The organism is Granulicella pectinivorans (assembly GCF_900114625.1).
Lineage (GTDB): Bacteria > Acidobacteriota > Terriglobia > Terriglobales > Acidobacteriaceae > Edaphobacter > Edaphobacter pectinivorans.
Map to the genome: position 1 here is coordinate 89,644 of NZ_FOZL01000002.1, position 13,749 is coordinate 103,392.

13 protein-coding genes are annotated in these 13,749 nt (G+C 63.4%); all 13 read right to left on the bottom strand.

Annotated elements, in window-relative coordinates; genetic code table 11:
- Nucleotides 1–86 precede the first annotated feature (86 nt).
- The 13 genes from BM400_RS18180 to BM400_RS18240 all read right to left on the bottom strand — a co-directional run bounded on the left by BM400_RS18180 (nt 87) and on the right by BM400_RS18240 (nt 13,722).
- Nucleotides 87–605: a hypothetical protein gene (locus BM400_RS18180; RefSeq protein ID WP_089842316.1), complete on the bottom strand. Its 519-nt coding sequence runs from the start codon at nt 603–605 to the stop codon at nt 87–89.
- Between the two features lie 43 nt (nt 606–648).
- Nucleotides 649–2,154: a carboxylesterase/lipase family protein gene (locus BM400_RS18185; RefSeq protein WP_245782016.1), complete on the bottom strand. Its 1,506-nt coding sequence runs from the start codon at nt 2,152–2,154 to the stop codon at nt 649–651.
- Nucleotides 2,155–2,195: 41 nt separating this feature from the next.
- Nucleotides 2,196–3,317, bottom strand: coding sequence for a LacI family DNA-binding transcriptional regulator (locus BM400_RS18190; RefSeq protein WP_245782017.1), 1,122 nt, complete (start codon nt 3,315–3,317; stop codon nt 2,196–2,198).
- A gap of 119 nt (nt 3,318–3,436) precedes the next feature.
- Nucleotides 3,437–4,810 (bottom strand): FAD-containing oxidoreductase, encoded by a 1,374-nt coding sequence (locus BM400_RS18195; protein WP_089842319.1) that lies wholly within the window; start codon nt 4,808–4,810, stop codon nt 3,437–3,439.
- A complete protein-coding gene (locus tag BM400_RS18200; protein WP_089842322.1) occupies nt 4,807–5,277 on the bottom strand; it encodes a DUF4126 family protein in 471 nt (156 codons plus the stop codon). The genes BM400_RS18195 and BM400_RS18200 overlap by 4 nt, the downstream gene beginning before the upstream one ends.
- Nucleotides 5,278–5,465: 188 nt before the next feature.
- On the bottom strand, nt 5,466–6,047 hold the full coding sequence (locus BM400_RS18205) for a cob(I)yrinic acid a,c-diamide adenosyltransferase (protein WP_089842325.1): 582 nt from the start codon (nt 6,045–6,047) through the stop codon (nt 5,466–5,468).
- Nucleotides 6,044–6,637 carry a histidine phosphatase family protein gene (locus BM400_RS18210; RefSeq protein ID WP_089842328.1) on the bottom strand — a complete coding sequence of 198 codons (594 nt, stop codon included), beginning with the start codon at nt 6,635–6,637 and terminating at the stop codon, nt 6,044–6,046. The genes BM400_RS18205 and BM400_RS18210 overlap by 4 nt, the downstream gene beginning before the upstream one ends.
- Nucleotides 6,634–7,389, bottom strand: coding sequence for an adenosylcobinamide-GDP ribazoletransferase (cobS, locus tag BM400_RS18215; protein ID WP_089842330.1), 756 nt, complete (start codon nt 7,387–7,389; stop codon nt 6,634–6,636). Before cobS ends, BM400_RS18210 begins: the two co-directional genes overlap by 4 nt.
- Entirely contained in the window at nt 7,386–8,426 is a 1,041-nt protein-coding gene (gene cobT, locus BM400_RS18220; RefSeq protein ID WP_089842333.1) for a nicotinate-nucleotide--dimethylbenzimidazole phosphoribosyltransferase, read from the bottom strand. The genes cobS and cobT overlap by 4 nt, the downstream gene beginning before the upstream one ends.
- A complete protein-coding gene (cobU, locus tag BM400_RS18225) occupies nt 8,426–8,938 on the bottom strand; it encodes a bifunctional adenosylcobinamide kinase/adenosylcobinamide-phosphate guanylyltransferase (RefSeq protein WP_089843869.1) in 513 nt (170 codons plus the stop codon). Before cobU ends, cobT begins: the two co-directional genes overlap by 1 nt.
- Before the next feature lie 29 nt (nt 8,939–8,967).
- Complete coding sequence (locus tag BM400_RS18230) at nt 8,968–10,317, bottom strand: sensor histidine kinase (protein WP_245782018.1); 1,350 nt, start codon at nt 10,315–10,317, stop codon at nt 8,968–8,970.
- Nucleotides 10,307–11,692: a sigma-54-dependent transcriptional regulator gene (locus BM400_RS18235; protein WP_089842336.1), complete on the bottom strand. Its 1,386-nt coding sequence runs from the start codon at nt 11,690–11,692 to the stop codon at nt 10,307–10,309. The genes BM400_RS18230 and BM400_RS18235 overlap by 11 nt, the downstream gene beginning before the upstream one ends.
- Nucleotides 11,693–11,820: 128 nt before the next feature.
- Nucleotides 11,821–13,722, bottom strand: coding sequence for a TolC family protein (locus tag BM400_RS18240; RefSeq protein WP_089842339.1), 1,902 nt, complete (start codon nt 13,720–13,722; stop codon nt 11,821–11,823).
- Between the last annotated feature and the right edge of the window lie 27 nt (nt 13,723–13,749).

The window sequence follows — 13,749 nt, forward strand, 5'->3', positions numbered from 1 at the left end:
TTGGTTAGACCACATGTGCAATAGGGGAATCCTTCTGCAGCACCACAGCCGGCGATCCCCCACCCGGGAGTCGCCAGCGCCAGGAACTACTTCACCTGCCGGATCGTCACGTACTCGCGCCCCAGATACAGCCGCGCCTCATCCGCCGTTCCCGTGATCTGCAAAGGCCGAGGCCGCGCCATCCCCGCATCCTTCGTCGTCGCCGTCTTCACCACGTCATGCCCGCCAAGATCCATCACCAACAGCCCATCGCTCAGGAACCCGCACCCATAGGCACCCGGCCCAAGTCGCTTGCCGCCGATCTCGAACGTCGTGTCCGCCAGCAGGTAAAACTGGTACCGGTCACGAATCGCGCTTGAGTACCCGCCGGTGTCCACCAGCCCAGCCAGCAGAAGCCCATGATCGCGGAACCGCACGCCAAAGCTGTTCCGGATCTGCACCGTCGCCGTCTGCCCCTCGAAAAACACCGACGTCGGCATCAGCCGTTGCACCTCTATCGTCGCCAGCACACCCGGCATCGGTGCCGGCGCCACAATCCCCGGAGCCTGCGCCAGGGCAGGTGCCACACACACCATCATCAGCATCATTCGAAACCAGCGCTTCATCAGAATCCTCCAAACCAATCGTGAAATCCGCAACCATGCCACCCTACAGCAATCCGTCCCAAAGCCGCATCTCAGCCTCCTGCGGCTTGGCCTCAATCCTGCTCGTCGTATCGAAGATCATCGTATCCCGCGTATCGCTCCTGTAAGCCGGCCACACCGGAAGCCCCGCCGCCGCAGGCGTCTCGCCCTGGATAAACGCAACCCACGCCGCATGCATCTGCCCGCTGAGCGAGGCCTCCGCCACCGCATTCCCCACACTTTCACGAGGCTTGTCCCAAATCATCGGCGTCTCCAGCGAGTGGTACGCATAGTCCTTCAGGCGTCCCGTCGTCTCGAAGAAGTCCACCCGGTAGTCCCACGCCTTGCCTCCGCCCCGCACATGCGCATCCAGCGCCCGCATCGACGGGATCCAGTACTCCTCCGCCGTCGTGGCTCGTATCCTCCGCCCCTCGACGCTCATCTCCGGATACAGCCCCGCGTACTTCGCGTACACCTCATCGAACGTCCCCACCGGCAGATTCCCCAGGTCTCCCGCCCCCGGATCCTTCGCCGGATGCGGCCCGATGAACGACGCGCTCTCCTCCCGGTTCGTCCCAATCAGCAGCCTCTTCCCCTTCGTCGAGCCCGCTGCAATCGTCTCCACCGGCAACCGCGGAATCAGTACGCCGTCGATCTCCGCGCGCAGCGGAAAGTGCTGCGGCCATGTCTTCATGAAGCTCGTCTGCGCCTCGATCAAGGCCTTGGGGTCCGCCGTCAGCAGATCTCCCTTGCCCCAGACCTCACCAAAGCCCTTCCCCACCTTCAACGCGTTCGCCCTGGGAGCAATCCGCTCCGCGCCGCCACTCTCCGAGATCACCTGGTGAAACAACCCCTCCGCCGAAGGCACACCCATCAGGATGTCGGCCAGCTTCGCCCCCGCCGACTCGCCCCCGATCGTCACTCGCGCCGCATCCCCGCCGAACGCCCCGATATCCTCCTTCACCCAGGCCAGCGAAGCGATCACATCCCGCAAGCCATTGTTCGCACTGCCCGCATAGGAAGCACCCAGCAGCGGCTCGAAGTCCAGAAACCCGAATACACCCAGCCGGTATGCGACGGTAACGCAAACGATTCCAGCATTGGCGAACTTCGCCCCATCCTGCACCGGGTCGAACGACCGTCCGCCCGTGAACCCACCCCCATGAATCCAGACAAATACGGGAAAAGGCCCCTTCCCCTTCGGAGCCCAGACGTTCAGGTACAGGCAGTCCTCACTCTGTGAAAACGTTCCCCCTCCCGGCTGCATCGCCGCAGCCGCAAACTCCGTGGCAGCCCTCTCACCGGTCCAGGCCTTTCCCTTCACCGGGGGCCGAAACCGCAGCGCACCCACCGGTGCCTCCGCAAACGGCACGCCCCGAAACACCCGCGCATCCCCCGCCATCTCCCCACGCAGAACCCCGCTCTTCGTCCGCACCACAAGCCCGTCAGGCCCCTGAGCCCATGCCCCGCCGCGCAAAGCAAAAGCCGAGGCAGCAGCCCCGGCCACAAACATTCTGCGAGAAATCATCATCCCCATCGTGTCGCTCTCCAGTCACGAAAGAGCCTACACCATCACGAAACCGCCGCGCTCAGGTCACGCGTCGTCCAGCACGTCTCATGCACCGCACTGGTCGATTCCCGCACAATCAGCTCCGGCTCCACCTGCAGGATATGTTCCGTCTGCTTGCCCGCCAGCTTATCCAGCAACGTCATCGCCGCAATCTCGCCCATCTTCCGCAGTGGCTGCCGAATCGTCGTCAAGCTGGGAACGTGATACGCCGCCGCCTGCACGTCATCGTACCCAATCACCGAAACGTCCTCGGGGATCCGCAATCCGCAGTCGCTCAAGGCACGAATCACGCCCATCGCCGCCACGTCGTTGAAGCACACCACCGCCGTGAAACGTTTCCCGTCCATCACCATCTTCTTGATGCCCGGATACCCGATCTCCGGCGAGTGAGAGTCCTGCTCCAGCCGGATGATCATGCTCTCCTCCACCTTCAGCCCCAGCTTGTCCGCGACGTCCATCGTCGCAGCCCAGCGAGCCTGCGTATCCTGGCTCACAAGCTGCCCCTTCATGTACACGATCTCCCGATGCCCCAGCTCATACAAATGACCCAGCGCCAGCTCCGCGCCCAGGTGGCTATCGAGGATGATGTTCGAGATATTCCGGTGCTCGGTATGCCCGGCCACCAGCACCGTAGGCAGGTGAATATTCTTCTCCAGGGACGTATCGATCGCCAAAATCCCCTCGACGCCCCGCGCCTCGAGAATCTCCGGATACGCACTCACCAGCTCCGGCTTATGTTTGTGATGCACCGTGAAGTAGAAGAACCCCTGCTGCATCAGCCAGTCGCCCGCCCCGCCGATCAGTTGCGAGTGATACCCGTCACCCAGCTCCGGCAGCAGAATCCCGACCGTATTTACCCTCTGGCCCTGCAACTTGCGAGCAATCAGGCTCGGCTGATAGTTGAACTCGCGCGCCGCTGCCTTCACCCGCTCCCGCGTCACCTCCGGGATCGACCGTCCCGGCACATCGTTCAACACAAACGAAACCGTCGAGGCGCTCAGACCCAGGTGAGCGGCCAGCATCTTCAGGCTGGGCCGCACCAGTGCCGGAGACGACGCCGTCTCCTCGGGAGCAGCGGTCACCTTCGTCTTCGAACCAGCCTTCTTTGCCGTCTTATCGACCATGGAGAAAGGTATACGCTTACCGACGCAGCGCAGTTCCCATGGTACCTCGTACAGAGCCACAAACCGGGACGTCCCCATCGCGATTTTGAGACGGGAACCACAGCAGCCTCCAGGGCTATCTATTCCAGCGGCTTCAACCCCTGCAACAGCGTGGGAATCAACTCCGAAACCGTCGGATGGATATGCACCGCTCGCGAGATCGTCGTATACGGCTTCTCCGCGTACATCACATCCAGCAGCCCGTGGATCGCCTCATCGCACCCCACCCCAAGCAGCGAGGCCCCCAGAATCTTCTCGGTCTCCGCATCCACCAACACCTTCATAAACCCAAGGCTCTCGCCCTTCTCCAGAGCCCGATTCACCTTCGTCATCGGCCTCGTCCCCATCAGGGCCTTCCTGCCGCTCTTTCGCACCTCATGTTCGGTCATCCCAATCCGGGCCAGCGGAGGATCCATATACATCGCATAGCAGGGAATCCGGTCGCTCACCCGGCGCGGGTCTCCATCCAGCAGGTTCGCCGCGACAATCTCGTAGTCGTTATAGGCCGTATGCGTAAACGCGCCCTCTCCGTTGCAGTCGCCCAACGCATAGATCCCCGCCACAGAGGTCCGTAGCTGGTCATCCACCACGATGTACCCCTTCGCATCGACCTTCACCCCAGCCTTCTCCAGCCCCAGGTCCTGCGTATTCGGAGTCCGCCCCACCGCCAGCAGCACATGCGACCCGATCGAAGGATGATCCGCCGTATCGCAGTTCACCCCCACGCTCACGCCATCGCCATGCGGAGCCATATGAATGCACTCCGCGTTCAGCCGCACCGTGATCCCCTCCGCCTCCAGGATCTCCTTCACCGCGGCCGACACATCCTCATCTTCCTTCGCAACCAGCCGCCCGGCCTTCTCGATGATCGTGACCTCGCTGCCGAACCTCCGGTACATCTGCCCGAACTCGATCCCGATATAGCTCCCGCCCACAATCACCAGGTGCTTCGGCAGCACATCCAGAGCCAGCAGACTCGTATTCGTCAGGTACGGGACCTCATGCACCCCGGGCATATCCGGAACGGTAGCCCGTCCGCCCACGTTCAAGAAGACCTGCTTCGCCTCCAGCAGATCATCCCCCACGCGCACCGTTGTCGCCGACTCAAACGTTGCTGTGCCCAGAAACACCGTGCATTTCTCATTGCCGCGCAGCCAGGACTCCACCCCCGTCCGCGACTTCATCACGATCTTGTCCCGCCGGGCCTGCACCGCCTTGATGTCCACCGTCACCGGACCGGCACCGACGCCATACTCCGCCGCCCGCCGCGCCACATGCGCCGCATACGCGCTCGCGACCATCGCCTTCGTGGGCGTGCATCCCGTGTTCACGCACGTCCCGCCAAACAGCTTCCGTTCGACATACGCCACAGTCTGTCCGGCCTGTGTCAGCCGGTTCGCCAGCGCAGGTCCGGCCTGCCCCGCCCCGATAATGATTGCGTCAAAGGTCTTCATACCACGTATAGATGCGTCACGATGAGGTAAGCGCCCACGATCGCCACCAAATCTTCCAACAAAGCCGCCGGGGTATCCCTGCCAAAAGCCTTCGCCAGCGCTCCCCGAGTCGCCGCACCGCCCAGCGTCCCCATCACCGCGCCAATCGCACCGCACACCAGCCCCACCCAGATCGCCCCAAGCCCCGCGCCAATGGCCGCTCCAGCCAGACTTCCCGTCACAAGCCTCGCCCCGAACTGCTGCGGAACCTTCCGGCTCGGCGTGGACGGCAACTGATCCGCCACCAGCTCCAAAAGAGCGAAAGCCGTAAAAATATAAGCCGTCCAGTGATACCCCAGAAACGCCAGCGGCGTCCCCACCAGTGTCAGCAGACCGTACTTCGCCGCCCAGCTCACCGCCGTTGGTGCCATGAACGTGCGGAGCCCGGCAATGACTCCAATCAAAATCGCAAAGAGGGCGAGATGCATAAGAAATCTCCGGAGAGAGAATTTGGCAAAGCAGGCGCAGGCCCGTGGACTGCAACCATACTACCTGCGCCCGATCCACCGTCCCGTTCTCTAAGAACCAGTCCCACGGATAAAAAAGGTCAGGCCGTTGCCTGTCCTCATCCGTCTTTTATCCTGTCGATCCTGGTTACGCCTTGCGTTGACCAGCCCTACCAGGCCCTCGACCACTTCGCCCCACCCGCTCCGTCGTCTCGCAGCCGTGCATCCACCCCGGCCTGGACCTCGATCATCCGGCCAAACAGCCAGATCAGATCCGAAAGCCGGTTCAGATACGCAATCACGACATCTTCCACATCGCCGCCATCCTCGACGAACCGCACCACCTGCCGTTCCGCCCTCCGGCATACCGTCCGCGCCATCTCATAGGCGGCAGACTCCTTATGCGCCCCTGGCAGGCTCCAGTCCGCCAGAATCCCGTCCATCGCCTCGATCCGATGCACCAGGTCCGTCAGATGATCGACATCCGCCTGCGTCAGCGCCGACTCCTTCTTGCGGCTCTCCGGCGGTGTCGCCAGCGACGCTCCCACGCTGAACAGCGTCCTCTGAATCCCCTCCGTCCAACCGGCGATCTCGGCGTTCGTGCAGATGCTCCGCGCGAATCCCAGGAACGTATTCAGCTCATCCACCCCACCGTACGACTCCACCCGCATATCCGACTTCGAAACGCGTACTCCACCCGCCAGGGCCGTCCGGCCCCGGTCTCCCGTCTTCGTTGCAATGCTTCCGCTCATTCCCTCTCGGCCTTTCGTCGCTTTGTCGCCGTGCCGTAGCCCACTACGCAGCAGTACGTACGCGTTCTCTCCCAGGCAGCCGACTCGCTCACGCCCAGCAGCTCCATCAGGATCACCCGCATCACGCCCGCATGCGTCACCACCGCCAGCTTCCGCCCCTTCGAGATCGCCTTCAGCTCCTGAACCTCAGCCAGCACCCGGTCGCGAAACGTCTCATAGGGCTCACCCTGCGGTGCCGGCAGCTTCGGAAACTCGGCGATCCATCTCTCCGCGTACTCGCGGTGTGTCTCCCAGATCTCGTCCCAGCTCAGCCCTTCCCAGTCTCCAAAATCGATCTCCCGCAGCCCAGGCCGCACCTCGACTGAAAGATCAAACGCCCCCGCCAGCGCCTCGGCCGTCGTCTGCGCGCGCCGCAGGTCGCTCGAAAACACCGCATCCACCGCCTCGCCAAACCGCTTCTCACCGCGCCAGCCCGCCAGCAATCCGGCAATCTGCTCCATGCCCGCCCCATTCACATCCGGGTCCGAGCTTCCGCAGAAGGTTCCCATGCTGTCCGTCTCAGCATGACGGATAAACAAAATTTCACTCATGCCGTCCACGCTCCGCATACGTACACAACCAATTCAGCGAGCTGGCATGTAGCACCAAAACAATCTCCACTCATACCGCCGATCTTAGTCCGATAGAACACGCCCGTCACCCACGCAATCGTAACCACTGCCAGGATAGGTAACCATGACCTTCCACCCAATATCCACCCCACACTGCCAAACGCCAGAAACGATCCAGCGAGCACCATCCGCCACGGAGTCTTTCCCGCCAGCCGGGCCCCTTCGCCCTCACCCTCCGCCCGTGCCGATCCCAGCCACGCACTCAGCGGAAGCACCGTCCAACGGCTCAGCACCGCACCCGCCACCAGCGAACCCGCCACCCTCCCCGGAGCCATGGTGCCAAGCAGCAAAACCCGCAGACCCACACTGAAAATCAACGCAAGCGCCCCATAACTGCCAATCCGGCTATCCCGCATGATCAGCAGAATCTTCTCCCGCGTCCACCCGCCACCAAATCCGTCCGCCGCATCCGCCAGCCCGTCCTCATGCAACCCGCCGGTAACCAGCACCAGAAAAACCACGACCAGGAGAGCCACCACCGGCTGAGCCAGATGCCCCGCCAGCCCCTTCGCCACCAAAACCGCCAGCCCACCAACCAGGAGCCCAACCACCGGGAAACAGACCACCGCCCGCGACAGCGCTGCCGGGTCATACTCCGTATCCGGAACCGGGATCCTCGTCAGGAAACGCACGGCCGCCAGCGCATCCCCCGGCATCGTCCGCAGGCTCATGCCCCCGCCTCGCTCACGCCCGCATCGCCGAACGTAGCCATCTGCCCATACAGCGCCATCGCCGAGGCAATCACCGGCATCGCCAGCACCGCGCCCGTCCCCTCGCCCAACCGCATCCCCAGGTCCAGCAGAGGCCGCAGCCCAAGATGCTCCAGCAGCACCGCATGCCCCGGCTCCTCCGACTTATGCCCCGCAATCAGGTACCCAGCCACCTCAGGCTCCATCCCCACCGCAATCGCCGCCGCCGCCGTAGCGATAAACCCATCGCACACCACCACCAGCCCAGCCCGAGCCGCCCCCAGGTAAAAACCTGCCATGGCCGCGATCTCCAGCCCACCCACGCACTCAAGAATCTGCGTGCACGACGGGCGTTCCACAGAGCCCCCAATCCCAAAATGAGCTGCTAACGTCTCCTCCACCACCGTCACCTTGCGACTCCGCTGCACCGAACCCACCCCGGTTCCGCTCCCCGTAACGACGTCCGCCCCCACCCCTGTCAGCGCCGCCGTCATCGCGCTCGCCGCCGTCGTATTCCCAATCCCCATCTCCCCTGCCGCAACCATCCCGAAGCCCGCCGCAGCGGCCTCCGCCGCCATCCGAGCCCCCACATCCATCGCCGCGGCCATCTCGGCAGCACTCATAGCCGCCTCCCGCCGCATATTCCGCGATCCACGCCGCACCTTGGCATGCACCATCCCGGCGATCCCCTCGAACTCCCCGTCCACCCCTACATCCACCACCGTCAGCGCCACCCCATGCAGCCTGGCCAGCACATTGATCGCCGCCCCACCCCCCACGAAGTTCAGCACCATCTGCCGCGTCACCTCGCTCGGATACGCGCTCACTCCCTCCGCCGTCACTCCATGATCCGCCGCGAAACAGTACACCGCCGCCCGCATCGGCTCCATCGCCTTCTCCTGGCGGATCGCTGCCACCTGCGCGGCCACATCCTCCAGCCGCCCCAGGCTTCCCAGTGGCTTCGTCAGCGTATCCAGCCGAGCCCTCGCCTTCGCCCGCCAAACCTCACTCACCGCCATCAGGCCACCCGACCCTTCACGGCCAGCGGCAACCCCGCCACCATCAAAATGACATCGTCCGCAACCCGGGCCACCCTCTGGTTGATCTCCCCCAGCAGATCCCGATACCTCCGCCCCGAAGCGTACTCCGGAACCACCCCACTCCCCACCTCATTCGAGACCACCACCACCGCGCACGGCGCCGCAGCCAACGCCTCCACCAGCGCATCGACCTCCGCCTCGCGCCCCTCCATCACCGAAGCCGCAAACATCGTCAGGCAATCCACCACCACCACGCCGGCCGTCCCCACGACATCACGCAAAGCCCGCCCCAGCTCCGTCGTCTCTTCCACCGTCGTCCACGCCGCAGACCGCTCCAGCTTATGCCGCGCAATCTTCGCCGCCATCTCGTCGTCGCTCACGTACGCCGTCGCCACAAACACCCGAGGCCCAGCCATCGACTCCGCCAGCGAAAGCGCATACCGGCTCTTGCCGCTCCGCACGCCACCCAGCACCAATGTGATCGATCTCATGCCCACCCCAAAGGGAAAGTATAGCTGCCCTAAACCGGCAGCCGAATCTCCGCCCGGCACCCGATCCCATCCGTCCGGTTCGTCAGACGTACCGTCCCCTGGTGCGCCTCGGCGATCTGCAGCGCCAGAGCCAGCCCAATCCCCGTCCCCTCCGGCTTCGTCGTATAAAACGGCACAAACAAATTATCCGGATTCGTAATCCCCGGCCCGTTATCCAGCACCCAGATCGCGACCTCGCCCTTGTCCCGCCCCCAACCTACCTGCACCATCGGCTTGGAGTCCGTATCCGGCCCCATCGCCGCCTCCACCGCATTCTTCACCAGGTTGATCAGCGCCTGCTGCACCTGGTCCTCATCGATCCAGACGCTCAGCTCCGCCTCACCCCGCACCACCTCCACCGTCACCCCACGCTCCAGCGACACCACCCGCTCCACCAGCAGACCCACCGGAACCCGCCCCAAACGCGGCTTCGGCAACCCCGACAACTGCCGGTACGCCTGCAGAAATCGATTCAAACTCTCCGCCCGGTTCTCGATCACCCCCAGCCCCCTCGCCAGGTCGTCCGCACCCTCCTTCGGCAGCCGCATCCGCAGGCTCCCCGCAATCGACTTGATCGGCGTCAGCGAGTTGTTGATCTCATGCCCCATCACCCGCACCAGCCGCCGCCACGCATTCCGCTCCTCCTCTCGCAGCGCCGAACTCACCTCAGAAAGCACCACAAGCACATGCGGAATCCCCTGCATCCGAAAGCCCGTCCGCTTCACCACCCAGCGCGATCCCGCCTCGGCCCCACCCAGCGAAACCGGCTCCTCCTCCTTCTGCACCAGCAGCCCATCCAGCCCCACTGCCGCCCCCGGAACCCCCATCACCGCCCCCAGCTCCAGCCCAAACACCCTCTCCGCCGCCGGATTCATCATCTGCACCCGGCCCACCCCATCGAACGCCAGCACCGGCGTCTGCATCGCCGACATCACGCGCTCCGCCAGCGCCACCGCCTCCAGCGCACTCCCTCGCTGCATCTGCAACATCGCAGCCAGCGCATTCACCTCAATCGCCAGATCCCCCACCGCATCGTTCCGTCGCCCACCCCGCGCCCGAAACGAAAAGTCATCCTCCCGCAGCCCCGCAATCACGTTCGACAGCGTCTGCATCGGCTTCACGACGCTCTCCATCACCAGCGAGACCACCAGCGCCCACCCCATCGCCACGCAGCACACGCCCACCAGCACCGCGAACCATCCCTCGTCCCAAAGCAGGTACCCCGCCAGTACCAACGCCGGCACACCCATCCCCCACAGCTTCTGCCGCAGCCTCAACTCGAAGCTGAGCCGCTTCCCCTTCGGCCCCAGCGCCATTCGTTTTCGTTCGTTAGAGGCCATACTTCTCGATACGACGATACAACGCCCCGCGGCTCAGCCCCAGCGCATCCGCAGCATGGCTCACATTGCCGTTCGCCCGGCCCAGCGCCTTGCGGATCAACACGCTCTCCACCATCTCCAGGCTCATATCGTCCAGGCTCGAAGCCCCGCCCACCTTCGCCGGATTCAGCCCCAGATCTCCCACCTCAACCTCGGTCCCCCGAGCCATCAACACCGCACGCTCCATCGTATGGTCCAGCTCCCGCACATTGCCCGGCCACGCATACGCCATCATGGTCTGCAAAGCGCTGGCTTCCACCCCATGCAGCACCTTGCGATACCGTCCCGCATACCGCGCCAGAAAGTGCCCTGCCAGCGCAGGAATATCTTCCTTCCGGTCCCGCAGCGCAGGCAAACGAATCTCCACCGTATTCAACCGGAACAACAGATCCTCACGAAACTCCTTCGCCAGCACCGAAGCCGACAGATCCGCATTCGTGGCTGAAAGCACCCGTACATCCACCGACTTCGTCCGCGACGACCCAACCTTCTCCAACTCACCCGTCTCCAGCACTCGCAGCAGCTTGGCCTGCTGCCTCACCGGAATATTTGCGATCTCATCCAGAAACAGCGTGCCCCCATCCGCCAGTTCGAACCGCCCCATCCGGTCTGCCTTCGCGTCGGTAAACGCCCCCTTCACATGCCCGAACATCTCGCTCTCGAACGTGCCTTCGGACAACGCGCCGGTATTCACCGCCACCAAAGGCCGGGCAGCACGTCCCGACACCCGGTGCAGCGTCTGCGCCACAACCTCCTTGCCCGTCCCATGCTCCCCCGTCACCAGCACATTGGCATCCGACGGACCAATTCGCGCAATCATCTCCACCACTGCCCGCATCGCCGGAGCCGCCGCAATCATCTCCGGAGCGCCATCCGCCCGCAGCGTCCGCAGCATCTGGTTCTCCGCCTCCAGCCGACGCGTCTGCTTCTGCGACCGGTAAAGCTCCACCTGCGTCCAAAGCACGTTCAGCAGACGCGCGTTCTCCCACGGCTTCTGAATAAAGTCCGTAGCGCCCCGCCGCATCGCCTCCACAGCCAGCTCGATATTCCCCCACGCCGTCATCGCGATCACCGGCACCTGCGGATCCAGCGCATGCACCTGCGACACCAGGTCCAGCCCCTCCTGCCCGCTCGTCGTATCCCGCGAGTAGTTCAGGTCCAGCAGCAACCCATCGAAGCTCTCATACTGCAACGCATCGATCACCGCCGCCGGGTTCCGCACACACTTCAGCCCAAACCCCTCCGGCTTCAACAACAGCTCCAGCGCCTCGATCACATGCGGATGATCGTCCGCCACCAGCAACCGGCAATCGTCACAACCCTTACCACTCGCCATCAAACCAACCTATCCAGACCCAACCAACGTGTACCCCACCTTCGCGACAACCTCCTCGCCGCAAAGGTGGGTGGAAGCCCCAAAACATCAAAAGAACAACAGAGCCTCTACTCCCTGTTCCCTACTCCCTAGTTCTTCGCCTGCACCACGCCCGTCTTCGCCGAATCGATCGCAATCGCATTCTGCTCCAACGTAGCGCCCACAGCCCTGTCCAGTTCAATCTTAGCCTTTTGGTAAGCCGTCATCGCAGCCACCAGCGCACTCTCGGCCGCGGCGAAGTCCCGCCGAGCCGTGAGCGTCTGGAACTGCGACCCTGCACCAAGCTCCTGCTCCTTGCCCATGATCGTGAACGTCTTCTCCGCCAGATCGCGAGCCTTCCGCGCCGAAGTCACCCTCGCCACACTCTGCGTCAACGCATACTGCGCGTTCCGGACCTCAATACGAATCTGCTTCTTCAACTGCTGCAACCGAAGCTCAGCCTGTCGCGCCTCCAGCTCCGAACGATACTGATCGCTCTTCGCCACCCGGTTCCGCAGCGGCAAATTCAACGAAAGCCCCACATAGTAATCCGGAGCGCTGTTATTGAACGCATTCGACACCGCACCGCCAAAACCAACCGGTGCCGTCGAAGGCGTAGTCTGCGCAGGATTCACCGGTCCTGCCAATCCATTGCCGGCATAAAATCCGGTCGCCGTCAGCGACGGCAGCAAGGCATTCCGCGCAGCATCCCGGCTGATCCGCCGGTTCTCTAGATCGATCCCCGACTCGCCCAGTTCGATCCTGTCCCGCAGAGCCGTCGCAATCAGGTCCTCCGTCGGCCCGTTGGTCGCCGCGATATCGCTGATCCGGTCCGTAGGCCGCACCGGCATCGCCTCCAGAATCGGATCGTCCAGGTTCTTCGTCAGCGCATTCTTGATCAACAGCTCCTGGAACTGCAGCGTCGTCTTCGCGATCGTTACATCCTGCTCGCGGCTCGCAACCTCCTGCTCGTCCTTCATCACATCCATCGCCGGAATCGCCTGCAACTCAAGCTGCTTCCGCCCGCTTTCAAGCGTCTGTGTCGCAAAGTCCAGCAGCCGCGTCTTCACCTGCTCATCGTCATACGCCGCCACCAGATCCCAGTACATATTCGCGATCTGCGTAATCGTCGTAATCACCTGCAGCTTGAATGCCTCATCCGAAATCTTCTGGTTGTTCTTCGCAATCCGCAGGTAACGCAGATTCGGCCCAAGACCAAACCCCGCCAGCAACTGCTGCTGCACCAGCACCCTGTACCCCGAGGTCAACTGCGGATTCAGGATGTTGTAAGGGCTGTTCTGCGCCGTGCGGCTATTGTCCCAGTACGCCGAAAACGTCGTGCCCGTGGCGAACGCCTGCGCATACCCGAAGTTCCCGTTGATCGTGTTCGTCTGCAACGACGGCACGCCGTACGTCTGCTGGTTGGCCAACGGAGCCGTCTGGTGCTCCGAGTTCACCTGCGCAGTAACCGTAGGATCATACGAGTTCACATTCGTACCCGTACCCAGCGTCGACTGCACCAATCCCGAAGCCCCCGAGCCCGCACCACCCGCACCGCCCGACGTACCACCCGCACCCGCGCCGCTCGACCCCGAACCAAACCCGCCCACACCACCGCCCGGCGTATTCTGCACCACACCCGTGTTCACACCGCGGAACGATCCGCCCGCCTTCGTCCGCAGAATATCCGCCTCGGCAATCGGGATGTTGTACCGCGCAATCGCCAGATCCAGGTTGTTCTCGAGCGCCAGCGAGATCGCATCCTTCAACGACAGCACCAGCTCCCCGTTCTGAATCAGTTGGTCGATCCGCGGCGAATTCGCCAGGTTCGGAGCCGCCACCAGCGAAGCCCGATACGCATCGATCGGATTGAACGAGTGCGGAATATCCAGACGCAGCGCAGGCTGTGCCGCCGTCGCCGCGCTCTGCACCGTGCCGTTCTTGGCGTTATTCGCCGCAACGCTCTCGGTCGCCTTGTTCTGCGCCGCTTGTCCATGCGCGCTTCCAACCAAAAAGGCAATCTCAAAAATAGCAACCGA

What these genes read in the sequence shown, in the direction of transcription:
- BM400_RS18195 (WP_089842319.1), bottom strand. Translation starts at nt 4,810, where the DNA reads ATGAAGACCTTTGACGCAATCATTATCGGGGCGGGGCAGGCCGGACCT.
- BM400_RS18210 (WP_089842328.1), bottom strand. Translation starts at nt 6,637, where the DNA reads ATGAGTGAAATTTTGTTTATCCGTCATGCTGAGACGGACAGCATGGGA.
- BM400_RS18235 (WP_089842336.1), bottom strand. Translation starts at nt 11,692, where the DNA reads ATGGCGAGTGGTAAGGGTTGTGACGATTGCCGGTTGCTGGTGGCGGAC.
- BM400_RS18230 (WP_245782018.1), bottom strand. Translation starts at nt 10,317, where the DNA reads ATGGCCTCTAACGAACGAAAACGAATGGCGCTGGGGCCGAAGGGGAAG.
- BM400_RS18205 (WP_089842325.1), bottom strand. Translation starts at nt 6,047, where the DNA reads ATGAGCGGAAGCATTGCAACGAAGACGGGAGACCGGGGCCGGACGGCC.
- cobT (WP_089842333.1), bottom strand. Translation starts at nt 8,426, where the DNA reads ATGGCGGTGAGTGAGGTTTGGCGGGCGAAGGCGAGGGCTCGGCTGGAT.
- BM400_RS18190 (WP_245782017.1), bottom strand. Translation starts at nt 3,317, where the DNA reads ATGGTCGATAAGACGGCAAAGAAGGCTGGTTCGAAGACGAAGGTGACC.
- BM400_RS18185 (WP_245782016.1), bottom strand. Translation starts at nt 2,154, where the DNA reads ATGATGATTTCTCGCAGAATGTTTGTGGCCGGGGCTGCTGCCTCGGCT.
- cobS (WP_089842330.1), bottom strand. Translation starts at nt 7,389, where the DNA reads ATGAGCCTGCGGACGATGCCGGGGGATGCGCTGGCGGCCGTGCGTTTC.
- cobU (WP_089843869.1), bottom strand. Translation starts at nt 8,938, where the DNA reads ATGAGATCGATCACATTGGTGCTGGGTGGCGTGCGGAGCGGCAAGAGC.
- BM400_RS18180 (WP_089842316.1), bottom strand. Translation starts at nt 605, where the DNA reads ATGAAGCGCTGGTTTCGAATGATGCTGATGATGGTGTGTGTGGCACCT.
- BM400_RS18200 (WP_089842322.1), bottom strand. Translation starts at nt 5,277, where the DNA reads ATGCATCTCGCCCTCTTTGCGATTTTGATTGGAGTCATTGCCGGGCTC.